18 protein-coding genes are annotated in these 21269 nt (G+C 74.1%); 9 read left to right on the forward strand and 9 right to left on the reverse strand.

Going from position 1 to position 21269, the window contains the following annotated elements:
- Positions 1-10 precede the first annotated feature (10 nt).
- Both ACWEEU_RS06425 and ACWEEU_RS06430 read right to left on the reverse strand, forming a co-directional pair.
- Complete coding sequence (locus tag ACWEEU_RS06425) at positions 11-991, reverse strand: Acg family FMN-binding oxidoreductase (RefSeq protein WP_451729173.1); 981 nt, start codon at positions 989-991, stop codon at positions 11-13.
- Between the two features lie 64 nt (positions 992-1055).
- Complete coding sequence (locus ACWEEU_RS06430; RefSeq protein ID WP_385741114.1) at positions 1056-1937, reverse strand: universal stress protein; 882 nt, start codon at positions 1935-1937, stop codon at positions 1056-1058.
- Between the two features lie 298 nt (positions 1938-2235).
- On the opposite strand from ACWEEU_RS06430, the gene ACWEEU_RS06435 reads away from it, so the two are divergent.
- On the forward strand, positions 2236-3147 hold the full coding sequence (locus tag ACWEEU_RS06435) for a universal stress protein (RefSeq protein WP_451729177.1): 912 nt from the start codon (positions 2236-2238) through the stop codon (positions 3145-3147).
- Here ACWEEU_RS06435 and ACWEEU_RS06440 read toward each other — a convergent pair.
- Both ACWEEU_RS06440 and ACWEEU_RS06445 read right to left on the reverse strand, forming a co-directional pair.
- Complete coding sequence (locus ACWEEU_RS06440) at positions 3126-5432, reverse strand: heavy metal translocating P-type ATPase (protein WP_451729180.1); 2307 nt, start codon at positions 5430-5432, stop codon at positions 3126-3128. The two genes, ACWEEU_RS06435 and ACWEEU_RS06440, sit on opposite strands and share 22 nt — an antisense overlap.
- 129 nt (positions 5433-5561) lie before the next feature.
- Positions 5562-6497 carry a helix-turn-helix domain-containing protein gene (locus ACWEEU_RS06445; protein ID WP_451729183.1) on the reverse strand — a complete coding sequence of 312 codons (936 nt, stop codon included), beginning with the start codon at positions 6495-6497 and terminating at the stop codon, positions 5562-5564.
- Between the two features lie 111 nt (positions 6498-6608).
- Here ACWEEU_RS06445 and ACWEEU_RS06450 point away from each other — a divergent pair, with 111 nt between their 5' ends.
- The 6 genes from ACWEEU_RS06450 to ACWEEU_RS06475 all read left to right on the forward strand — a co-directional run bounded on the left by ACWEEU_RS06450 (position 6609) and on the right by ACWEEU_RS06475 (position 13752).
- A complete protein-coding gene (locus ACWEEU_RS06450) occupies positions 6609-8126 on the forward strand; it encodes an alpha/beta hydrolase (RefSeq protein ID WP_451729186.1) in 1518 nt (505 codons plus the stop codon).
- A gap of 130 nt (positions 8127-8256) precedes the next feature.
- Entirely contained in the window at positions 8257-10656 is a 2400-nt protein-coding gene (locus ACWEEU_RS06455; protein WP_451729189.1) for a SpoIIE family protein phosphatase, read from the forward strand.
- Positions 10657-10928: 272 nt separating this feature from the next.
- Positions 10929-11360 (forward strand): DoxX family protein, encoded by a 432-nt coding sequence (locus ACWEEU_RS06460; RefSeq protein WP_385741132.1) that lies wholly within the window; start codon positions 10929-10931, stop codon positions 11358-11360.
- Between the two features lie 87 nt (positions 11361-11447).
- Positions 11448-12128, forward strand: a complete 681-nt coding sequence (locus ACWEEU_RS06465) for an ABC transporter permease (RefSeq protein WP_385741134.1) — start codon at positions 11448-11450, stop codon at positions 12126-12128.
- The gene (locus tag ACWEEU_RS06470; protein ID WP_451729194.1) at positions 12125-12796 is read left to right on the forward strand and encodes an ABC transporter permease; all 672 of its coding nucleotides are present in this window, start codon (positions 12125-12127) and stop codon (positions 12794-12796) included. Before ACWEEU_RS06465 ends, ACWEEU_RS06470 begins: the two co-directional genes overlap by 4 nt.
- Positions 12793-13752, forward strand: coding sequence for an ABC transporter substrate-binding protein (locus ACWEEU_RS06475; protein ID WP_451729197.1), 960 nt, complete (start codon positions 12793-12795; stop codon positions 13750-13752). Before ACWEEU_RS06470 ends, ACWEEU_RS06475 begins: the two co-directional genes overlap by 4 nt.
- Before the next feature lie 24 nt (positions 13753-13776).
- Here ACWEEU_RS06475 and ACWEEU_RS06480 read toward each other — a convergent pair whose 3' ends face one another.
- Genes ACWEEU_RS06480 through ACWEEU_RS06495 form a run of 4 tightly spaced genes read right to left on the reverse strand, consistent with a single transcriptional unit; the run spans position 13777 to position 17856 of the window.
- Complete coding sequence (locus ACWEEU_RS06480) at positions 13777-14931, reverse strand: betaine/proline/choline family ABC transporter ATP-binding protein (RefSeq protein WP_451729200.1); 1155 nt, start codon at positions 14929-14931, stop codon at positions 13777-13779.
- Positions 14928-15629 (reverse strand): LutC/YkgG family protein, encoded by a 702-nt coding sequence (locus ACWEEU_RS06485; RefSeq protein ID WP_451729203.1) that lies wholly within the window; start codon positions 15627-15629, stop codon positions 14928-14930. The genes ACWEEU_RS06480 and ACWEEU_RS06485 overlap by 4 nt, the downstream gene beginning before the upstream one ends.
- Positions 15626-17104: a LutB/LldF family L-lactate oxidation iron-sulfur protein gene (locus ACWEEU_RS06490; protein WP_451729206.1), complete on the reverse strand. Its 1479-nt coding sequence runs from the start codon at positions 17102-17104 to the stop codon at positions 15626-15628. The genes ACWEEU_RS06485 and ACWEEU_RS06490 overlap by 4 nt, the downstream gene beginning before the upstream one ends.
- Positions 17101-17856, reverse strand: coding sequence for a (Fe-S)-binding protein (locus ACWEEU_RS06495; protein WP_385741150.1), 756 nt, complete (start codon positions 17854-17856; stop codon positions 17101-17103). The genes ACWEEU_RS06490 and ACWEEU_RS06495 overlap by 4 nt, the downstream gene beginning before the upstream one ends.
- Positions 17857-17971: 115 nt before the next feature.
- Between ACWEEU_RS06495 and ACWEEU_RS06500 the strand changes: the two genes are divergently transcribed.
- Positions 17972-18808, forward strand: a complete 837-nt coding sequence (locus ACWEEU_RS06500) for a pentapeptide repeat-containing protein (RefSeq protein WP_451729210.1) — start codon at positions 17972-17974, stop codon at positions 18806-18808.
- Here ACWEEU_RS06500 and ACWEEU_RS06505 read toward each other — a convergent pair.
- A complete protein-coding gene (locus ACWEEU_RS06505) occupies positions 18773-20371 on the reverse strand; it encodes a cytochrome P450 (protein WP_451729213.1) in 1599 nt (532 codons plus the stop codon). The two genes, ACWEEU_RS06500 and ACWEEU_RS06505, sit on opposite strands and share 36 nt — an antisense overlap.
- A gap of 120 nt (positions 20372-20491) precedes the next feature.
- Here ACWEEU_RS06505 and ACWEEU_RS06510 point away from each other — a divergent pair, with 120 nt between their 5' ends.
- On the forward strand, positions 20492-21097 hold the full coding sequence (locus tag ACWEEU_RS06510) for a TetR/AcrR family transcriptional regulator (RefSeq protein ID WP_385741156.1): 606 nt from the start codon (positions 20492-20494) through the stop codon (positions 21095-21097).
- Positions 21098-21269: the final 172 nt, after the last annotated feature.

Consider the following 21269-nt stretch of genomic DNA (forward strand, 5'->3'; position numbering starts at 1 on the left):
TCGCCCCGCCTCACACGATGTCGAGCACATCCGCCACCGGACGCCGCGGACTCGCCGCCCCCTGCGGCCCGTAGCCGATGCGCAGGACCATCTGGACCTGGGGCATGGCGGAGAGCGGGTCGCGGGTCGCCCAGCGCAGTTCCGGCCACTCCAGGGGCTGGGAGGTGACCGAGGCGACGAGGCCGTCGGCGGTGGCGCGCAGCAGGACCCGTTCCAGGGCCTGCCCTGCGCGCAGCCAGTCGGCGGGGTCGTCGTGGGCGGTCCCCAGCAACGCGATGTTCGGGCGCTCCTCGAACGACGCCCATGGGCGGTCCGGCATCGGGCGGCCCACGGCGAAGTCGCGGACGGAGGAGGTGGCGCGGCGCGGGCGCGGGCCGAACGCCTCGGCGGGGATGCCGTCCGGCGCGTCCCCCGGGTCCGTGTGCGCCCACCGTGCCATCTCCTCCCGCGCCCCCGCGTCCATCAACTCCCGTTCCTCCGCGTCCCGTACGAGATCCAGGACCGAGCGCACGTGCCAGGTGCCCGGGAACAGCAGCTGCGCCCCCTCCGCGCGGGCCGCCGCGTACAGGCCCTCCCGTACACCGGCCGGGATCTCCTGGTCGCGGTAGGGCAGGCGGCTGGAGTGCCGGCGGCGCACCGCGGGGTGCAGTTCGGCGAGCTGCGGGTCGGGTGTCCCGGTGCCGCGCAGGCGCACCTCGGCGAGGAGGTCGGCGTCGGACGGGTCCGGGAGCAGCCGCACGTCCGGCGCGAGCCCGGCAGCGGCGGCGGACACACGGAGGTTGAACAGGGCGGCGCCACAGCCCAGGTGCAGTCCCCGGTTCTGCGGATCGCCGTGCGGCAGGACGCGCTCGGGGTCGGCGTACAACCGCAGCACGCCGGGGCCGCGCAGATGACGGAACCGCCAGGGCTGCGCGTTGTGCAGCGACGGGGCAGCCGTGGCGTCCGCCACGAGGGCGGTGACGGTCCGCTCGTCGACGGTTTCCTCGGACACGGTGGACCTCCCTTCCCGGCCGTCGGCGCCGGTCCGGTGCTCGCGCCGGCGCCCGGTGCGTGTGTCATGCCGCCGCGGCCGGTACGGCGATCACCGGGCACTGCGCGCGGCGCAGCACACCCTGACTGACCGAGCCCAGCAGCGCGCCCGCGACGCTGCCGTGCCCCCGGGTGCCCACGACCAGGGCCAGCGCGTGTGCGGCGGCCTCGGTGAGCACCTTGACGGGTTCCCCGACGACCAGTTCGTGGCGCAGTACCACGTCGGGGTACCGGGCGCCGCGTCCGGCCACGATCTCGGAGAGCATACGGCGGCACTCCTGCCGCGAGCCGTGCTCGTCGAAGACGCGGAGCGGGGTGGGCTGCCAGACGAACAGGACGTGCAGCTCGGCGCCGCGCAGGGCCGCCTCCTCGAACGCCACGTCGACCGCGGCGGCGGAGTGTTCGCTGCCGTCGATCCCCACGACGAGGTACGCCGGGACCTGCGTGACGTGCTCCGGCTCGGGCACGACCACCACGGGGCAGTGCGCCTGCGCCATGAGCGGCACGGCGACCGACTCGTTGCCGAACACCTCCTGGGCCCGGCTCAGATGGTGCGAGCCCAGCACGACGGCCGTGGCGTCGCGGCTCTGCTCGCCGAGCACCCACACGGGCTCGCCCTCCGCGAGCAGCGCGTCCACCTCCAGCCGGGGGTGGTGGGCCGTCGCGAACCCGGCGGCGTCCTGGAGGACCCGTTCGCCCTCCTCGTGCAGCGGGTCGTTCCACCCCTCCCAGGACGGCGGGACCTTCCGCTCCCGGTCGCCCCGGGTCGGCACGCCCTCGGCGAGGACCGGCCGCAACGGCACATGGCGCCGGTCCGCCTCGTCCGCCGCCCAGGCCAGCGCCATGCGGTGATCGGGGGAGGGATCGACCCCGACCACGACCGGCCGCGGGTCACCTGGCCGCGCCACGACCGGCTCCGAAGGCTGCGGGTACCCCCCGCTTCCGGCCCGCGTCCTCGGGCATCGCGTGAACCGACATCGCCCTCGCCTCCTCCTGCGGGGTGGCGCGCAGGGCCACCGCGCGTGTCGACAGCCGCCGACGCCATCGTCCCTTTCTTCAGTCTGCCGGGCCACACGGAGAAGGAAAGGGCCCTGAGGGACCCCCGGCAGGGGCTGTTCGGCCCCAGCGACGCAAGACGGCGCACGATGGACTGAAGGGACGGCCGGAGACCCCGGCGGCCGGGCTACGAGACGAGGAGACTCGGCGATGAGCACAAGCGCCGGCATCCGAGCCGGCCACCGGCCGTCCGGTGCCCGAGACCTTCCGATCACCGTCGGCGTCGACGGCTCCGCACCGAGCCTGACCGCACTGGACTGGGCCGCCGACGAGGCCGCCCTGCGCGGTGTCGCCCTGCGGATCGTGCATGCCTGCTGGTGGGAGCCCCACGCTAACACCGCCGAGGAGGGTACGGCCGCCGTCGCCGCCGCCGCCGAGCGCCGCGCCCGCCGCAGGCAGCCGGGCGTGGAGGTCGGCATCGGCCTCGTCCTCGAAGCGCCGGAGTACGCGCTCGTACGCGAGAGCCGGCGCGCCCTCGCGCTGGTCCTGGGCTGCCGGGGCCGGGGCGCCGTAGCCGGAACACTGCTCGGCTCCGTCAGCGCCATGGTGGCGCGCCACACTCACTGCCCGGTGATCGTGGTGCGCGGACCACATGTGGAACCGCCCTCGGCCGGGTGTGTCGTCGTGGGTGTCGGCGAGCCGCCGGAGGACGCGGCCGCCATGCGGTTCGCCGTCGAGGAGGCCCTGCTGCGGGGCGTCCCCCTGGAAGCCGTACGGTCCTGGCGCTGCCCCCGGCACGCGCCCGCCGTACACCCCCTGCTCGCCGGCGCGCCCGCCCACGCACAGGAACAGCGGGCGGCGGAGACACTGGAGGCGGCCCTGCGCGACGCACCCGAACACCTGCGGATACGGCGCCGCACGGTCGAGGGCCCGGCCCGCGACGCCCTGCTCGCCGTCGCCCGGGACGCCGTACTGCTGGTGGTCGGCGCACAGGGAGACGACGAACACCTCGGGCGGGTCGCCCATGGGGTGCTGCACCATGCGCGGTGCCCGGTCGCCGTCGTACCGGACCCGGGCCGGGCCGCTCCGGACCCCCCGACTCACTCGGCGAGTGAGAAGTAGCTCTCCTCCTCCTGGGCGAAATGCAGCCGCAGCACGCCGTGCAGTCCGTACAGACAGGCGCGCAGGTCGTCCAGTTGCCCTTCCGAGAGGCCGCCCTCGGTGTGGGCCAGCCGCAGGTGCGCGGCGACGCGCTGGGTGAGGTGGTCGATCTCGGTGTGGGCGCGGCTCATGGTGGCTGTCGCCTCCGGGCCGCCGAGGCTCGGCGCGATCGCGGGGTAGAGCCGGTGTTCCTCGGCGTGCTCGTGGGGCAGCAGCCGCTCGCTGAGCAGCCGGTACGCCTCCTCGACGGCGGCCAGCGCCCGCGGGCCGGGGCCGTCCGCGAGGGCGTCGGCCGCGGCGCGCACCGCCGCGAGGACGCTCTGGAGGTCGTCGTGTTCCGCGGCGAAGCGGTGCACGAGCGCCTCGGCGCCGGCGGACAGCACCGGACGCGCGGCCGGCGGCACGCGCAGGGCACGCAGAGCGTTGAGGATGACGGCGACGTCGATGGCCTCCTGGAGCAGGGCTCCCGGGGCGGGCGGCAGCAGACCGGAGGCCGCCGCCGCCATCGCGGCCAGCGACAACAGCATCCCGCCCAGGGCGCTCTGCACCGCGATCCGGCGGGCCCGCACGGCAATGAGCACGGCGTCGGCCAGCCGGTCCAGACGGTCGGCGGTCAGCACGACGTCCGCCGCCTGGGACGAGGCGGTGGAGCCACGCGCTCCCATCGCGACGCCGACGTCGGCGGCGGCCAGCGCGGGGGCGTCGTTGACGCCGTCCCCCACCATGGCGGTCACCGCGCGCTCACGTTCGGCCCTTACGGCGGCGGCCTTCCCGACCGGGTCGAGTCCGGCCCGTACGTCGTCGAGACCGAGGACGGTGCCGACCTCGCGGGCCGGCTCCGGGCGGTCGCCCGTCAGCATCGTCAGCCGCTCGATGCCCGCCTCCCGCAGCCGGCGCAGGGTGCGCGGGGCGTCTTGACGCAGCGGATCACCGAGGACCACGGCGCCCTCCATGCGCCCGTCGACGGCAAGCCAGGCCACCGCGGCGCCGTCGAGCAGCACCCGGTTCTCCACCGTCCGCGCCCACCCGGGCAGGTCGGGGACGTCGGGACGACCGACGGAGACCGCCCGGCCGTCCACGACACCCGTGGCTCCCCGGCCGGGTTCCTCACTGACACCGGTCGGCACCGACAGCACCAGCCCCCGCTCACGCGCGGCGCCCACGATCGTCCCGGCCAGGACGTGCGGCGAGTACTGGTCCACGGACGCTGCCAGACGCAGCACCTCCGCGGGCCGCCCGCCCGGCGCGGCGACCACGTCCAGGACGCGTGGCCGCCCCCCGGTGAGGGTGCCGGTCTTGTCGAGCAGCAGGGTACGGGCCCGGCCCAGGTTCTCCAGCGCGCCGCCGTCCCGTACGACGACGCCCCGCCGCGAGGCACGGGAGATCCCGGAGACGACGGCCACCGGCGCGGCCAGCAGCAGCGGACAGGGCGTGGCGACCACCAGCACCGCCACCGCCCGCACGGCCGATCCGCTCAGCAGCCAGGCCAGCCCCGCCACCACCAGGGTGAGCGGCAGGAACCAGGCCGCGTACCGGTCCGCCAGCCGCACCACCGGCGCCCGCTCGGCGCCGGCGTCCCGGGCGAGCCGCACGATCCCCGCGTACGTGCTGTCCCGGGCGTTCGCCGTGGCCCGCAGTTCGAAGGCGGACCCCGCGTTGGCCGCGCCGCTGCGGACGTCCTCGCCCGCCGTCCGGCGTACGTGCAGGGACTCCCCGGTGAGAACCGACTCGTCGAGCTCTGCGACCGTCCCCTCCAGCCGCCCGTCCACCGGCACGACCTCACCCGGCCCCACCACCAGCAGGTCGCCCGGGACGACCTCCCCGACCGGGATCTCGCACACCCCGTCGGCCGTCCGCCGCCGCGCCACCGCCGGCGCGTGCTCCGACAGCGCACGCAGGTCCCGGGCGGCCCGCCGCCGCGCCGCGGTCTCCAGCGTCCGCCCGGTGGCCAGCATGAGCGCGATGAGAGCCCCGGCCAGGTACTCGCGCACGGCGAGGGTGCCGCCGAGGGCGAGCACCGCGATGAGGTCCACTCCCGCGTGGCCTCGGTGCAGGGCGGAGAGCACCCAGCCGACGGCGGGGACGATCGCGACCACGGTGCCCAGTGCCCACAGCAGGTCGGCGAGGCCCTGCTCGCCGACCAGCCGGGCCACGCCGCCCGCGGCCAGGGCGAAGGCCGTGAGCAGGAGGAGGACCGGCTCGGGGCGCACCCGGCCGAGGCTTGGGAGGGGGAAGAAGCGGTTCATGGCTGCTCCGCCGGTTCGCTGCCCGTGGGCCGTCCTCCGTCATCACACCCCGGCGAGCCCCTTTTGCGACAGGGGTCGCAAGGGTCTGTTCAGGGGGCCGTACGGACCCTTCCGGGTGAGGGGGGTCGCTCAGCCCGCCGCCCGCGCGACGTCGTCGCCCAGCGCGGACCGCAGCCACTCGTGCACGGCGCCGAGGGTCGGGTCCGGGGACGGGGTGAGGACGCCGGTCAGTTCCCAGTACCGGTCGATCACCGGGTCGGCGGCACGGGTCAGCAGGGTGTGCAGGCGGCGGCGGAAGGCGGGGGTGTCCGGCAGGTCACGGGCGGTGGCGTGGGCGGTGACGAAGCAGTCCAGGGCCTGCCCCCGGTCGGGGACACGGCCGGTGCGCAGGTCGGCGGCGGCCAGGCTGTACGCGTCGAAGAGGCCGTCGTAGAGCACGTCGGGGCGGCAGTCCGCGTCGGTGCGGTGGCGGGCGGGGCGGCGCGGGTCGGCCGCCGGACAGGGGGCGGTGGCGATGGCGTGCAGCCGGGCGAAGGCCAGCACCTGCGCGGGCGTCGGATCGGCCGGGGGCCGGGGGACCGCGTGGTCGAGGATCGCCGAGCGCAGCCGGGCCGACAGCCGGGCGGGCAGCGCCCCGCGCCAGAAGCGCGCGAGCGCAGCGGTACTGGGCGGCGCCGACACGGCCCCGACCAGCCGGAGCCGCTCGGCGCGCTCCTCGGCCGGACAGTCCCGGACGAGCTGGAGGGCGGCCTCCCGCCACCTCAACGCGGCCATTTCCGAGCCGAGTTCGCGCAGGCGGGTGTCAAGGGCGTTCTCCAGGGCACCGGTCAGCCCGTCGCCCTCGTCGAGCACCCGGCCCACCTCGGGAACCGGCAGGCCGAGCGCGCGCAGTGAACGGATCAGCCGCAGCCGGTCCAGCGCCTTCGGGCCGTAGCGCCGATGACCGCCGCCGCTGCGGGACGCCTCGGGCAGCAGGCCGAGATCGGAGTAGAAGCGGACCGTCTTCACGGTGACACCCGCGCGCCGCGCCAGCTCGCCGATGCTCAACAGGGCTTCAGAGGACATGCCTTGAATCTCCCTCAGGGGGAGTTCCTACGGTACCCGCGAGCGCGGCCGGCCGATGTGCCCCTCCGGTACGGCGGACCGCGCGGACCACCACCCCACAGGGAGACGATCATGACGGCGTTCGTACTGGTCTCCGGCCCCTTCACCGGTGCCTGGATCTGGCGGGAGACCGCCGCACGGTTGCGTGAGGCAGGGGCGCAGGCGCATCCGCTGTCCCTCACCGGTCTCGGGGAGAAGCGCGAACTCGCGGTTCCGGGAACCGACTTGGAGACACACATCGAGGACGTCGTACGGCTGATCGACGGCCTCGACGCGTCCGAGCTGGTCCTCGTCGGGCACGACTACGCCATCCATCCGGTGCTCGGCGCGGCCGACCGCCGTCCCGGACGGATCTCCCGCATCGTGCACCTCGACGCCGGGATGCCGCAGGACGGCGACGCGGCGCTGGCCCTCGTGCCCGACCAGGAGACGCGCGAGCGGCTGCTCGCCGAGCCCGACGGGAGTGTCCCGGTGCCGAAGCCGGGCGACTGGGACCGGTGGGGCAGCACGGCGGGGCTGTCGGCGAGCGCACTGGACCGACTGGACCGGTACGCCGCGCCGCAGCCGTCCGGCACACTCCTCCAGCCGCTGCGGCTCACCGGGGCGTCGGCCGAACTGCCCAGCACCGGGATCTTCTGCACCGCCTCCGGGATGACCATCGCCATGGCCGAGACCCTCGTACGCACCGGACCACCGCAGTTCCGCGCACTCGCCCACCCCCGGGTCACCTTCTTCGAACTCCCCACCGGACACTGGCCGATGCTCTCCACCCCCGACCAACTGGCCGACGCACTGCGGCGCGCGGCCGCCGGCGAGGGGCACCGGATCGCCGTGGACCCCGACGAACAGCCGCTCCACCTGCGGCCGTTCGTGCTCGACGTGCCCGAGCGGCCGCGCGAGCGGACCGGCCGGGTCGACCTCCATCTGCCCGACTCCCCGCCCGAAGCGGACGCGGACGCGTACCCGCCCCGGCCCGCCGTCGTCTTCGTCCACGGCGGCCCCGTCCCCGTCTCCCGGCGGCCCACCCCGCGCGACTGGCCGCTCTACACCGGCCACGCCCGGTACGCGGCGAGTCAGGGCGTGGTCGGTGTGACCGTCGACCATGGTCTGCACGCGCTGACCGACTACGCGCGGGCCGCCGCCGACCTCGAAGCCGCCGTCGACCTGGTCCGGGCGCATCCCCGGGTGGACGCCGACCGGATCGCCCTGTGGTTCTTCTCGGGCGGCGGGCTGCTCATGAGCGACTGGCTCGCCGCGCCGCCGCCCTGGCTGCGGTGCGTCGCCGCGAGCTACCCGGCGCTCGCGCCGCTGCCCGGCTGGAACGCGGTCGACGCCCGCTTCCGTCCCGTCACGGCCGTACGCTCGGCCGGGAAGCTGCCGGTCGTCCTCAGCCGGGTGGGCCTGGAGCACGCGTCGATCGCGGACACGGTGACGGAGTTCCTCACCGCCGCACGGGCCGCGGGCACCCGCGTCGTCACCGTCGACGTCCCCTCGGGCCACCACGGCTTCGACGTGGCCGACCCCACGGACGAGTCCCGGCGCGCGGTGGTGTCCGCCCACCGCCAGGTGCTGAGCCTTCTGACGGCCTGAGCCGCGACCCGCCCCCGCCACCGCGACCGCCCGAAAAGTGCCGAGCACCCGCGCGGCCCGTCGCGAAAAGCGCTCCCACCTCGTTGGTCGTACCGTGGGAGAGGCGGGGGCGCCGAGCCGGAGGAGCAGGATGGGCGGGTTCAGCGCCGGTGCCGAGAGGCATGTGTTCTCGTTCGCCGGAGTGGCGACGGCCGTGCTCGACGACCGGGGCACCGTGGTGCGCTGGTCGCCGGCGGCCGCCGAACTGCTGGGCCGGACCGCCGACGAGGTCTGCGGACGGTCGTTGCGCGATCTGCTGGCCCGCGAGTGTCCGGGCGTAGGCGACGACGGAGCCTTCCCCGCGGACGGCCGGGCCCTGCTGCGGCATCGCAGCGGTGACGCGGTGGCCGTCAGCTTCCGCGTCCTGCGGACCGAACCCGACTCCGAGGCGCTGGTGCTGCTCGCCCCCGCCCGGCAGGTCAGCCACTGGGAGGCGGACGCCAATGTGCTGCGCGCCCTGCTGTCCCAGGACCGTCTCGGCATCGGGATGCACGACACCGACCTCACCGTGGTGTGGACCAACATCACGTCCGGCATGTTCGGCGGCTCCGCCCTCCCGCGGGGCAGCCGGCTGACGGACGTGGCCGCCCTGAAGGACGCCAAGTCGGCCGAGACGGAGCTGCGGCAGGTGCTGGAGACCGGGGAGCCGGCGGTCGGGAAGACGCTGCACATGCGCGCGCCGGACGACCCGGACCGCTACGTCGTCCTGTCGATGTGCGCCTTCCGGGTGGAGGACGCCGACGGCGCGCCCATCGGCGTCGTCACGATGTTCGCCGACACCCCGGAACAGCAGCGGGTGCGCAGACGGCTGGACGTGCTGCACGCCGCCGCCGACCGCATCGGCGGCTCCCTCGACGTCACCCGCACCGTGCGGGACCTGCTGGACGTGCTGGTCCCGGCCCTCGGGGACGTGGGCTGGGCCGACCTCGCCGAGGCCGTTCTCAACACGGAGGAACCGGCCAAGCCCGCCGCCGGCGGGGGAGACCTGTATCTGCGCCGGGTCGTCGTGACCCCCCACGAGGGCACCGCCCACGTCTTCCAGCCCGGCGAGGCCATCCCCCGGCTGCCGCACACCCCCGAACTGGGCGACATCCAGCGCGGACGGCCCGTCGTCCTGGACCCCGAGACGGTGGCCGTCGTGCTCGGCGACCCCGACATGGTGCACCGTTTCCTCCCCGAGGACGGCCGTTCGGGCCTGTGGGCGCCGCTGTTCGCGCGCGGTCTGGTGCTCGGTTCCGTCACCATCTGGCGCACCGGGGAGCGCGACCCCTTCGAGCCGGAGGACGCCGAACTGCTCGGCGAGATCGCCTCCCGCGCCGCCCTCAGCGTCGACAACGCCCGCCGCTACACCCGCGAGCGCCGCACGGCCCTCACCCTCCAGCGCCGCCTGCTGCCCCCGGCCACCACCGAGGGCCCGGCCGCCGAGACCGCGGGCATCTATCTGCCCGCCGGCGGCGGCGCCGACATCAGCGGCGACTGGTACGACGTCATCCCGCTGCCCTCCTTCCGGGTCGCCCTGGTCGCCGGGGACGTGGTCGGACACGGCCTGGACGCCAGCGCCGCGATGAGCGGTCTGCGCACCGCCGTCCGCACCCTCGCCGACCTCGAACTCGACCCCTCCGAACTCCTCACCCACCTCGACGACCTCGTACGGCGGCTCGGCCAGGACACCGAATGGGGCAAGCCCGCCGGAGCGACGTGTCTGTACGCCGTCTACGACCCCGTCGCCTGCCGCTGCGTCATGGCCGGGGCCGGGCACCCCCCACCGGTCGAGGTACGACCCGACGGCACCACCCGGATGCTCCGCTTCGCGCCGGGACCGCCGCTCGGCGTGGGCGGGATGCCCTTCGAGACCATCACCGCCGACCTGGAGCCCGGCAGCGTCCTCGCCCTCTACACCGACGGACTCCTCGACCGGTACGACGGCGACCTCGACGCCGGTCTGCGCTGGCTCACACACCGGCTCGCCACCTCGTGCCGCCCCGGCCAGAGCCTGGTGGAGGCGAGCCGGCTGCTCCAGGCCGACCTCGGCCAGACCCCGCCGCGCGACGACATCGCCCTGCTCCTCGCCCGCGCCCGCGCCATCCCCGAAGACGCCGTCGCGGACTGGGAGTTCGGCGCGGACGAGTCCGTGGTGTCGGATGCCCGCCAGGCCGCCAAGCGGCAGCTCACCGAGTGGGGCCTGGACGACCTCGTCTTCACCACCGAGCTGATCGTCAGCGAGCTGGTCACCAACGCCGTCCGCTACGCCGGAGCCCCGGTCGGCCTCCGCCTCATCCGCGACGACGTCCTGGTCTGCGAGGTCACCGACCCCAGCAACACCCAGCCCCGGCTGCGCCGGGCGAGTCTCAGCGACGAGGGCGGCCGCGGCCTCTTCCTCGTCGCCCAGCTCTCCACCCGCTGGGGCAGCCGCTACGGACGCAACGGCAAGACGATCTGGTCGGAGCAGCGGATGGTGCCCCAGGAGGTGGACTTCGAGGCCCTCATGTGAGGGGACCACATAGGTGCGCCCCACATGTGAGCACCCCACATGGGGGGCGCTCGGTGCGTGTACGGCTTCGAGACCAGTGCCCCCTGCGGCACAGCCGTCGGGTCTCGGCATCCTCTTCGAACAGCCCCTGATCGCCCGCAATTGTCGCCTTCAGGCCGATGAACGCCTTTTGAGGCTATATCTCCGCCGCGCGAGAGGCGCGGGCAACCGCGGGCCGACGCGAAGGGGACTGCGTAGCATGAACGTCCGTACCCCTAGGGAAAGTGAGTGGCATGAACATCCTCGGTAGGCTCGGTGGCGCGCTGCTCGGCGGATCCTTCGCGGTGTTCGGCTCCGGCGCCGTGCGCGACCCCGCGGCATTGGCGAAGCTCGCCGGTCCCGCGCTGGAAGAGATCCGCAAGGTCGTCCCGCTGCCGAAGGACGACGAACTCCTCGTACGCGTCAACGGCGCGGTCCAGACCGGCGCCGGAGCGACCCTGGCCATCGGCCTGTTCCCCCGCACCTCCGCCCTCGCCCTGGCCGGCTCACTGATCCCGACCACCTACGCCGGTCACCCCTTCTGGACCGTCGAGGACCCCGCCCAGCGCAGGGCCCAGCGCACCCAGTTCCTCAAGAACGCCGCGATGCTCGGCGGCCTGCTGGTGATCGCGGGGGCACGGCGCAAGCCGGGCGCGCTGCCGGGCACGGGGATCTCGGCCGGATAGGCACCGCTGGGGGGGGGCAGAGCAGCCCGCCCCCCATCCGGCCCACCTCGACGCGCCCCCCGCCACCCCGCCCGCTCCAATGGACCCGTGGCCGCGCCCCCCGACGACTGTCTCGCGCGTAACGAGTGGATCTGTGGTGCCTATCTGAGCAGCCGGCGCCAGATTCTGGTCGACGCGGTGGTGCAGCATCTCGAGTTGACGGTGTCGTCCGTCGTCATCGGGCTGGTCATCGCCGTGCCGTTGGCGGTGATGGCGCGCAGGTGGGGGTGGGCGGCCGGGCCGGTGCTCGCCGTGACGACCGTGCTGTACACCATCCCCTCGCTGGCGATGTTCTCGTTGCTGCTGCCGGTGTACGGACTCTCGGCGACGCTCGTCGTCGCCGGGCTGGTGCTGTACTCGCTGACTCTGCTCGTGCGGAACATCCTGGCCGGGCTGCGGGCGGTGCCGGAGGAGACGCGGCAGGCGGCGCGGGGGCTGGGATACGGGCCCGTGCGGCTGTTGCTGACCGTGGAGCTGCCGCTCGCGCTGCCCGCCGCGATGGCCGGGCTGCGGATCGCGACCGTTTCGGCGGTCTCGCTGGTCACGGTGGGCGCGATCGTCGGGTTCGGCGGGCTCGGGAATCTCATCTACTCCGGGATGAACACCTTCTTCAAGGCGCAGGTGCTCACCGCGTCCGTGCTGTGCGTGCTCATCGCCGTCGCGGCCGACCTGCTGCTGCTCGGCGTGCAGTGGCTGATCACACCGTGGGTGCGCAAGGGGCGGGCGTGAGCACCCTCGCCGCCGCCTGGGACTGGCTCGCCGACCCCGCGCACTGGAGCGGGGAGGACGGGGTGTGGCACCGGCTGCTCCAGCACCTCGTCCTCACCGTCGTCTGCCTCGTCGTCAGCTGTCTGATCGCGCTGCCTGTCGCGCTCGTCCTCGGGCACATCGGCAAGGGCGGCGCGCTCGCGGTCAACATCTCCAACGTCGGCCGGGCCGTTCCCACCTTCGCCGTGCTGGTGCTGCTCCTGCTGACCCCGGTCGGCAAGTGGGGCGAGGGTCCCACCGTGGTCGCGCTGGTGCTGTTCGCCGTGCCGCCGCTGCTCACCAACGCCTATGTCGGGATGCGCGAGGTCGACCGGGGCGTGGTCCAGGCGGCCAAGGGCATGGGGATGACCGGACGACAGGTCCTCGTGCGGGCGGAGGTGCCCCTCGCGCTGCCGATGATCCTCAACGGGGTGCGGATCGCCGCCGTCCAGCTCGTCGCCACCGCCACCGTCGCCGCGCTCGCGGGCGGCGGCGGGCTCGGCCGGATCATCACCGCGGGCTTCAACCTGGCCAGCACCCCGCAGGTGGTCGCGGGCGCGCTCCTCGTGGCGGTGTTCGCGCTGCTCGTGGAGGCCGTCTTCGAGGTCGTGGAGCGGCTGTCACCCACCTGGGCCCGGGCCGGCCGATGAGATGCCGTACGGCGGCCGCCACCGTCACCGCCCTGCTCTGCGCGCTCGCGGGCTGCGCCTCCGGGCCCTCCCTGGAGAACCGCAGCCAGGTCACCGCATCGCCGGGCGACAGCCGTCATCTCACCATCGGCTCGGCCGGCTTCACCGAGAGCGATCTGCTCGCCCAGATGTACGCCCAACTGCTCGACCACGCCGGGTACAGGACCTCGATGATCACCGTCGCCAACCGCGAGCTGTACGAACCCGCACTGGAATCGGGGCAGATCGACGTCGTACCGGAGTACGCCGCCACCCTCGCGGACTGGCTCAACGCCAAAAAGCACGGTGCCGACGCGCCCCCGGCCGGATCGCCCGACCTCGACACCACGATGAAGTCCCTGCGCGCCCTCGCCGCCCCGCGCGGACTCACCGTGCTTCCGCCCGGCCGCGCAGTGGACCAGAACGCCTTCGCCGTGCGCGCCTCCTACGCCCGCGAGCACCACCTCAAGACCCTAAGCGACCTCGGCGCCTCGGGACTGAAGGTGCGCCTGGCCGCCGGGGACGAATGTGTGCGGCGCCCCTACTGCGCGCCCGGGCTGAAGAAGGTGTATGGCATCCACATAACCGGCGTCGATCCCAAGGGTGTCGGCACCACACAGGCCAAGCGTGCCGTGCAGTCGGGCCGCGACCAGATGGTGCTGACCACCACCACGGACGCCACCCTCGACTCCTTCGGCCTGGTCCTGCTCGCCGACGACAAGCACCTCCAGAACGCCGACTACATCGTCCCCGTCGTCAACCGCGCCCGCGCGGGCAGCCCCCGCGTCGCCCGGGCCCTCGACAGACTCAACGACGTCCTCACCACCCAGGAGCTCGCCGACATGAACCGCCAGGTCGACAGTTGGCGACGGCTCCCCGCCGACGTGGCCCGCACCTATCTGAAGGACAAGGGCCTGATCGTGACCACACACGAGTGACCGCACGCCCCGCCGGAAGACCCCTCACGCATCCGCCACCGAGTCGAACCGCACCTGACCCCGCGCCACCCCCAGCGCGTCGGCGTCCACCGACCGCCGCAGCGCCTCGTGCAGCTTCGCCGGGGTCAGCACGCCCAGGAAGCGCGCCCCGTCGAGGACCGCGACCCACCCCGCGTCGTACTGGAGCATCACCCCGAACGCCTGCTTCAGCGGCGCGCCCACCGGCACCCACGCCGTCATCCGGTGGGCCAGGTCCCCGACCGTGCCCCCGGCCACCAGCTCGTCGATCCCCACCCAGCCGTGCAGATTCCCGTCCGCGTCCAGGACCACCGCCCAGCGCGCCCCCTCGGCCCGCAGCCGGTCCAGGGCGCGTGCGGCGGGCTCGTCGGGGCGGGCCACCGGGGGCTGTTCGAGGTCGTCCGGCTCGATCTCGGTGACGGAGAGCCGCTTCAGGCCCCGGTCGGCGCCGACGAAACCGGCGACGTACGAGGTCGCGGGCGCGCCCAGGACCGCGCCGGGCGTGTCGAACTGCTCGATCCGGCCCTCCCCGTACACCGCGATCCGGTCCCCGAGCCGAACCGCCTCCTCGATGTCGTGCGTGACCAGGAGCACCGTCTTGCGGACCGCCTCCTGCATTCGCAGGAACTCGTCCTGCAACTGTTCGCGCACCACCGGGTCCACCGCGCCGAACGGCTCGTCCATCAGCAGCACCGGCGGATCGGCCGCGAGCGCCCGCGCGACCCCGACCCGCTGCCGCTGGCCGCCGGAGAGCTGGTCGGGGTAGCGGGAGCCGTACGTCTTCGGGTCGAGCCCGACCAGGTCGAGGAGTTCGGCGGCGCGCGCCCGGGCCCTGGCCCGCTTCCAGCCGAGCAGGGTGGGCACGGTCGCGGTGTTGTCGAGAACGGTGCGGTGGGGGAAGAGGCCCACCTGCTGGATGACGTAGCCGATACGGCGGCGCAGCCGCACCGGGTCCACGCGGGCGACGTCCTCGCCGCCCACGGTGATCCGGCCCGAGGTGGGCTCGATGAGCCGGTTCACCATCATCATGGTGGTCGTCTTGCCGCAGCCGGAAGGGCCGACGAGAGTGACCAGTTCGCCCTCGGCCACCTCGAACGACAGCCCGTCCACGGCGGTCGTGCCGTCCGGGTAGCGCTTGGTGACCTGCTCGAACCGGATCATTCCCCCACGCTAGCCGCGCTCCCCTCCGCCCGCCCGGCCCCGCCGACCGAAGGGATGACCCCGGCGAGGACGACCTCAAGGGTGCGCGGTCCGTGCACACCCTCCACCCGGTCCAGCTCGATGTCGCTGGTCGCCGAGGGACCGGAGATCCAGGTCGACGGGCGGGTGGGGGAGAGGCGTTCGAGGGCCTGCGGCACGGACGCCACGACCTGCGCGGGGGCGCGGACGACACAGATGTGGTGGTCGGGGACCAGGGTGATCCGGCGGCGGCCCTGCCCCGGCCCGCCGTCCAGCACGATCGTGCCGGTCTCCGCGACGGCGACCGCGCAGCCGGTCACCACGCTGTCCACCGCGTCCAGCTCGTACGGCGTGCTCGCGGTCCGGTCCGCGACACGACTCGCGTCTGCGGCGGACAGCCACGCCGTCGGCAGCCCGTCCGGGACGAGCACGGAACGCGAACCGCGTTCGGCCAGCAACCGGCCGATCAGCGAGGGCAGTTCGTCCTCCGTGCAGCGGTGCACCACCGCCCGGTAGTCCGCCAGGTTCTCCGCCAGCAGCGCCACCGTCTCCCCGGCGGTGCGCTCGCCGTGCTCGCGCAGATAGCGGCGCGGGACCGCCCGGTCGTAGGGGGTGTCGTCCGGCGGCACGTCCGCGAGCGCGCGGCGCACCCGGCCGAGGACCCGTTCCCTGGCGCTCATCGCGCGTCGTCCTTTCCGCCGCGCGTGCGCAGCCACCAGTCACGGAAGGGTTCGGCCGGTACGGCCGGAAGGTCGCGGGTCGCCGTCCAGGCCCGGCCGGGTCCGGGCAGCGTGCGCGGGCGGAAGCCGCGGGTGCGGGAGGCCAGCCGCTGCCCGGTCCGCAGGACGCCGGGCCGGGCCAGCGCCCAGCCCGCCGCGCGCATGGCGGCCCGCTCGGCCGCGTGCCCCTTGGCGGGCTTGAGCACCACCCGGTTGCCGTTCCGCACCGCCGGGCCGCCCTCGACGACCCGTTCGCGCAGATGGACCAGTACCTCGGGGATGTCGATGGCGACCGGGCAGACCTCGTAGCAGGCTCCGCACAGCGAGGACGCGTACGGCAGGGAGGCGTCGATCGCGCTTGCCGTGCCCCGGAGCTGGGGACTGAGGACGGCGCCGATGGGACCGGGGTAGACCGAGCCGTAGGCGTGGCCGCCCGCGCGCTCGTACACCGGGCACACGTTGAGGCAGGCCGAGCAGCGGATGCAGCGCAGCGCCTGGCGGCCCACCTCGTCGGCGAGGGTGTCGGTGCGGCCGTTGTCCAGCAGGACCAGATGGAAGGCGCGGGGTCCGTCGCCGTCGGTCGTGCCGGTCCACATGCTGGTGTACGGGTTCATGCGCTCGGCGGTGGAGGAGCGGGGGAGGAGTTGCAGGAACACCTCCAGGTCGCGCCAGGCCGGGACGACCTTCTCGATGCCCACCACCGAGATCAGCGTCTCCGGCAGGGTCAGACACATCCGGCCGTTGCCCTCGGACTCCACGACCACCAGCGTGCCGGTCTCCGCGACCATGAAGTTGGCGCCGGACACGCCGACTTTGGCCCGCAGGAACTTCTCCCGCAGATGCAGCCGGGCCGCCTCCGCCAGCTCGGCCGGATCGTCGGACAGGCCCTCGGGCGCCGGGCGCCCCCAACTCGCCATCTTCGTCAGGAAGATGTCGCGGATCTCGCCCCGGTTGCGGTGGATGGCCGGGACCAGGATGTGCGAGGGGCGGTCCTCGCCCAACTGCACGATCAGCTCGGCGAGATCGGTCTCGTAGGCGCGGAGGCCCGCAGCCTCCAGCGCCTCGTTCAGCTCGATCTCCTGCGTGGCCATGGACTTGACCTTCACGACCTCCGACTCGCCCGTGGCACGCACGAGTTCGGTGACGATCCGGTTGGCCTCGGCCGCGTCCGCCGCCCAGTGGACGGTGCCGCCGGCCGCCGTGACCGACTCCTCCAACCGCTCCAGATACCGGTCGAGATGGCGCAGCGTGTGGTCCTTGATCCGCTTGCCCGCCTCGCGCAGCTCGGCCCAGTCGGACACCTCCGCGACGGCCCTGGCACGCTTGGCGCGGATGGTGTGCGTGGCGTGCCGCAGATTCCCGCGCAGGGTGCGGTCGCCGAGCGCCTCCCGCGCGGCCTCGGGGAAGGCGGGCATACCCGCGAACGTCGCGCTCATAGGGCCGGGTCCTCCTCCGTGCTCGCCAGGATCTCCGCGAGGTGCACCGGGCGCAGCTTCGAACCCGACCGGCTGAGCGTGCCGCCGAGGTGCATCAGACAGGAGTTGTCGGCCGCGCACAGCACCTCGGCGCCGGTCGACTCGGCGTTGCGCACCTTGTCCGCGCCCATCGCCGCCGACACGTCCGCGTTCTTCACCGAGAAGGTGCCGCCGAACCCGCAGCACTCGTCGGCGCCCGGCAGCTCGGTCAACTCCAGCCCCTCGACGGCCTGGAGAAGCCTGCGCGGCCGGTCGCCCAGACCGAGCGAGCGCAGGCCGTGACAGGTGGGGTGATAGGTCACGGTGTGCGGATACCAGGCGCCCACGTCGGTCACGCCCAGCACGTCCACCAGGAACTCGGTCAGCTCGTACGTCTTCGGGATCACCGGGGCCAGCGTGGCCGTGAGCCCGCCGCCGCGCCCCTCGGCGCTCGCCCGCTCGCCCAGGCGCGGATACAGCTCGCGGACCATCGCCGCGCACGAGCCGGAGGGGGTGACGATCGCGTCGTACTCCCCGAAGACCTCCGCGTAGTGCCGGGCCAGCGGTTCCGTCTCGTGCCGGTAGCCGGTGTTGTAATGCGCCTGGCCGCAGCAGGTCTGCGCCATCGGGAAGTCCACCTCGACACCGAGACGGGTCAGCAGTCTCACCACGGCGCGCCCGGTGTCCGGATAGAGCGTGTCGTTGACACAGGTCAGGAACAGGGCGACACGCATCGCGGCTCCTCGGGGCTCGGCTCCCTCTCGGCGGGCGGACCCTCGCAGCCTAGCCAGGCGGGCCCCTCGAAAAACGAAAAGCCGCGCAGGTCAGCAGGTCGGTAGGCTGCCCGCCATGCCGGAACACGAACGTATGACCGACCGCTCCGTCCTGCGCGCCGACTGCGCGCGCTGCTTCGCGCTGTGCTGTGTCGCGCTGCCGTTCGCCGCCTCCTCCGGCTTCGCCCTGGACAAGCCCGCGGGGAAGCCCTGCCCCAACCTTCGCGGCGACCACCGCTGCGGCATCCACACCGGACTGCGCGAGAGGGGCTTCGCCGGCTGCACGGTCTACGACTGCTTCGGCGCGGGGCAGCGCGTCTCCCAGGTCACCTTCGGCGGCCGGGACTGGCGCGGTGGCGAACGGGCCGGGGCCCGGCTGATGTTCGACGTGTTCCCCGTGGTCCGCCGACTGCACGAACTGCTCTGGTACCTCGCCGAGGCACTGGCACTGGACGCCGCCCGGCCGTTCCACCCCGAGCTGCGGCAAGCACGGGAGCGGACCGAGGAGTTGGCCGGGAGGGAGGCCGAGGCGCTGGCCGCGCTGGACCTCGACGCCCACTGGCACGAGGTGGCCCAACTCCTGCTTCAGGTAAGTGAGTCGGCCCGGCGGGGGATCGGCCGGAAGCAGGGCAGGGACCGCCGGAGCGCCGATCTGACCGGCGCCCGCCTCAAGGACGCCGACCTGCGCGGGGTCAGTCTGCGCGGCGCCTGTCTGATAGCGGCCGACCTCACCGGCGCCGATCTGCGGGGCGCGGATCTGATAGGCGCCGACCTGCGTGACGCCGATCTTGCCGACGCCGACCTCACCGGCGCCCTCTTCGTCACCCAGCCGCAGCTCAACGCGGCCAAGGGCGGTCCGGGTACCCGGCTGCCGGGGTCACTGGTCCGCCCGGTGCACTGGACAACCGGCTGAACCGGAGCCCGACGCGGTGGACTCGGAGTCGTAGTCCGCCCCCGACGCGGCGGACTCGGAACCCGCCCCCGCCACACGTCCCGCCGAGACGCCCGCCGCCACCGGCCCCCGCCGCTCCAGCCCCAGCCGCAGCCCCTCCGGCATCAGCGTCAGCCGCTCGGTGACCTCCAGCCGGTAGCCGGGATCGGCCCGCAGCTCGTAGCGGCGCAGCAGCAGGCCGAGCACGAGGGTGGCCTCGTGCAGCGCGAACTGGCGGCCGATGCAGGCCCGCGCGCCGGTGCCGAACGGCTTGAAGGTGTGCGGCGCCCGGCCGCGTACCGCCTTGGCGTCGAAACGGTCCGGGTCGAAGCGCTCGGCGTCCTCGCCCCACACCTCGGGATCGCGGTGCAGCAGCGGCAGCAGCACCAGCGCCCACGCGCCCCGGCGCATCGGGTGCTCCCCGGCCAGCACGGTGTCCCGCGTGGCCTCACGGGCGTAGGCGGGCGCGGTCGGCCACAGCCGCAGCGACTCGTCCAGGACCCGGCGCACGTAGCGCAGCTTGGCGACCTGGTCGTAGCCCGGCTCGGGCGTGTCGCCCCAGACGCGGTCCACCTCGGCGCGGGCGCGGGCGGCGATCTCCGGGTGCCGCGCGAGGTAGTAGAGGGCGAAGGAGAGCGCGCCCGAGGTCGTCTCGTGGCCCGCGACCAGGAAGGTGATGACCTGCTTGCGGACGTTCTCCGCCGAGAGCCGCTCCCCGGTGACGGGGTGGGAGGTCTCCAGCATCCGGTCCAGGAGGTCCCCGCTGCCGCCGCCGGAGCCGCCGCTGCCGCCGCCCGAGCCGCGCCGCGCGGCCACCAGCGTGTCGACCGTGCGGTTGAGATGGGCGATGTCGGCCGCGTTGCGCCGGGCGGCGGTGCGCAGCAGCAACGGGGCCAGCGGGCCGGGCACGCTGTTCAGGCGCTGGGCGTAGGTGAGGGTGCCGACCATCGCCCGGACGAAGGGATGCGGGCGGTCCCGCTCGAAGGAGCCGAAGTCGTGCCCGAAGCCGGTGCGCGCGATGGTCTCCAGGGTCAGTTTGGTCATGTCCCCTGGCACGTCCACGGTGCGTCCGGCCGCCAGCTCACCGTCCCAGTGGGCGGTCAGCCGCCCGGCGACCGACAGCATCATGCCGTGGTAGGTCTCCATGGCCTCGCGGCTGAAGCCGGGCGCCAGGACGTCGTGCGCGAGCTGCCAGTTGGGCTCGTGGTTGTACGCCGTGAACAGGCCGTCCCCGACGACCGGCCGCAGATTGGCGACCCCGAGGCCGACGTGCTTGGCGAAGCGCGACTCGTCGGCGAGATCGGCGGCGAGCCGCGCGCCCCACACGAACACGAACTCCTTGCCGAACGCCCGCCGCCGGAAGACCGGTCCCAGTTCCCGTCCGAAGCGCATCGAGTCCTGGAGCGGGCGGCGGCGGTCCACGCCCACCACGTCACCGACCAGCGGCAGCCGGCGCGCCGGGTGCGGGATGCGGTCCAGCTCCGGCCAGCCGTGCTCGGCGCTGCGGAACCCCTTCGGCAGCCCGCGCTCCGTCGTCTCCGCCATGGCGCGATCTCCCTTGATCCAGCGGACGGTTGTGCCTGCGATCCCCGCGTGTTGTACGCGAGTTCAATAGCCGGTTCAGTCTGGTCCGCTTGTTGAATCCGCGTCAAGTAAGGTGGCCGCATGGCCGCGAACGAGGGGGAACGCGCCCGGCGCAGACTCAGCACCCAGGAGCGCCGCGAGCAACTGCTCTCGGTCGGCGCCCGGCTGTTCTCCGAGAGCCCGTACGACGACGTGTGGATCGAGCGGGTTGCCGAGATCGCCGGGGTCTCGCGGGGGCTGCTCTACCACTACTTCCCGAACAAGCGGGACTTCTTCGCGGCGGTCGTCGAGCGCGAGAGCGAGCGGATGCTGCGCATGACCGCGCCGGTACCCGGTGTGCCGGTGCGCGAGCAGCTCGCCGCAGGGCTGGACACCTATCTGACCTACGTCGAGACCCATGCCCACGGCTTCCGCGCCTTCCACCGTGCCGACGCGGCCGGTGACCAGGCCGTGCGCCGGGTCTACCGGCGGGCGCTCGCCGCCCAGGAGCGGCAGATCCTCGCCGCGCTCGCCGCCGACCCCGAGTTCGGGCCGCGTTTCGAGGACGCCGCGCCCGCCCGGCTCGCGGTGCGCGGCTGGCTGGCCTTCACCACCGCCGTCTGCCTGGAGTGGCTGCGCGAGGGCACCCCGGACCGCGAAGAGGTCCGCGAGCTGTGCGCGCGGGCGCTGCTCGGCGTCATCGCCTAGCAGGCGCCTCCCGGCCCTCGCCGTTCGCCTCGTGGCTTCCGCACGGCATTTCGCGACTCCCCGGCGGCTGCCGAAGTCCTGCGAGGCGGTGGCCGGTTGGCGCTCCCCCGGGAGTCCTCGGGTCACCCGTGCGGCGCGGCGTGGTTGGCCTGCGCCCCGATCTTCGATAAGT

This window comes from Streptomyces sp. NPDC005004 (assembly GCF_053600675.1).

Excerpts from the sequence above, each read along its gene's own strand:
- ACWEEU_RS06475 (WP_451729197.1), top strand. The coding sequence starts at position 12,793 with ATGAGATGCCGTACGGCGGCCGCCACCGTCACCGCCCTGCTCTGCGCG.
- ACWEEU_RS06505 (WP_451729213.1), bottom strand. The coding sequence starts at position 20,371 with ATGGCGGAGACGACGGAGCGCGGGCTGCCGAAGGGGTTCCGCAGCGCC.
- ACWEEU_RS06510 (WP_385741156.1), top strand. The coding sequence starts at position 20,492 with ATGGCCGCGAACGAGGGGGAACGCGCCCGGCGCAGACTCAGCACCCAG.
- ACWEEU_RS06490 (WP_451729206.1), bottom strand. The coding sequence starts at position 17,104 with ATGAGCGCGACGTTCGCGGGTATGCCCGCCTTCCCCGAGGCCGCGCGG.
- ACWEEU_RS06495 (WP_385741150.1), bottom strand. The coding sequence starts at position 17,856 with ATGCGTGTCGCCCTGTTCCTGACCTGTGTCAACGACACGCTCTATCCG.
- ACWEEU_RS06455 (WP_451729189.1), top strand. The coding sequence starts at position 8,257 with ATGGGCGGGTTCAGCGCCGGTGCCGAGAGGCATGTGTTCTCGTTCGCC.
- ACWEEU_RS06435 (WP_451729177.1), top strand. The coding sequence starts at position 2,236 with ATGAGCACAAGCGCCGGCATCCGAGCCGGCCACCGGCCGTCCGGTGCC.
- ACWEEU_RS06480 (WP_451729200.1), bottom strand. The coding sequence starts at position 14,931 with ATGATCCGGTTCGAGCAGGTCACCAAGCGCTACCCGGACGGCACGACC.
- ACWEEU_RS06445 (WP_451729183.1), bottom strand. The coding sequence starts at position 6,497 with ATGTCCTCTGAAGCCCTGTTGAGCATCGGCGAGCTGGCGCGGCGCGCG.
- ACWEEU_RS06440 (WP_451729180.1), bottom strand. The coding sequence starts at position 5,432 with ATGAACCGCTTCTTCCCCCTCCCAAGCCTCGGCCGGGTGCGCCCCGAG.
- ACWEEU_RS06460 (WP_385741132.1), top strand. The coding sequence starts at position 10,929 with ATGAACATCCTCGGTAGGCTCGGTGGCGCGCTGCTCGGCGGATCCTTC.
- ACWEEU_RS06485 (WP_451729203.1), bottom strand. The coding sequence starts at position 15,629 with ATGAGCGCCAGGGAACGGGTCCTCGGCCGGGTGCGCCGCGCGCTCGCG.
- ACWEEU_RS06500 (WP_451729210.1), top strand. The coding sequence starts at position 17,972 with ATGCCGGAACACGAACGTATGACCGACCGCTCCGTCCTGCGCGCCGAC.
- ACWEEU_RS06450 (WP_451729186.1), top strand. The coding sequence starts at position 6,609 with ATGACGGCGTTCGTACTGGTCTCCGGCCCCTTCACCGGTGCCTGGATC.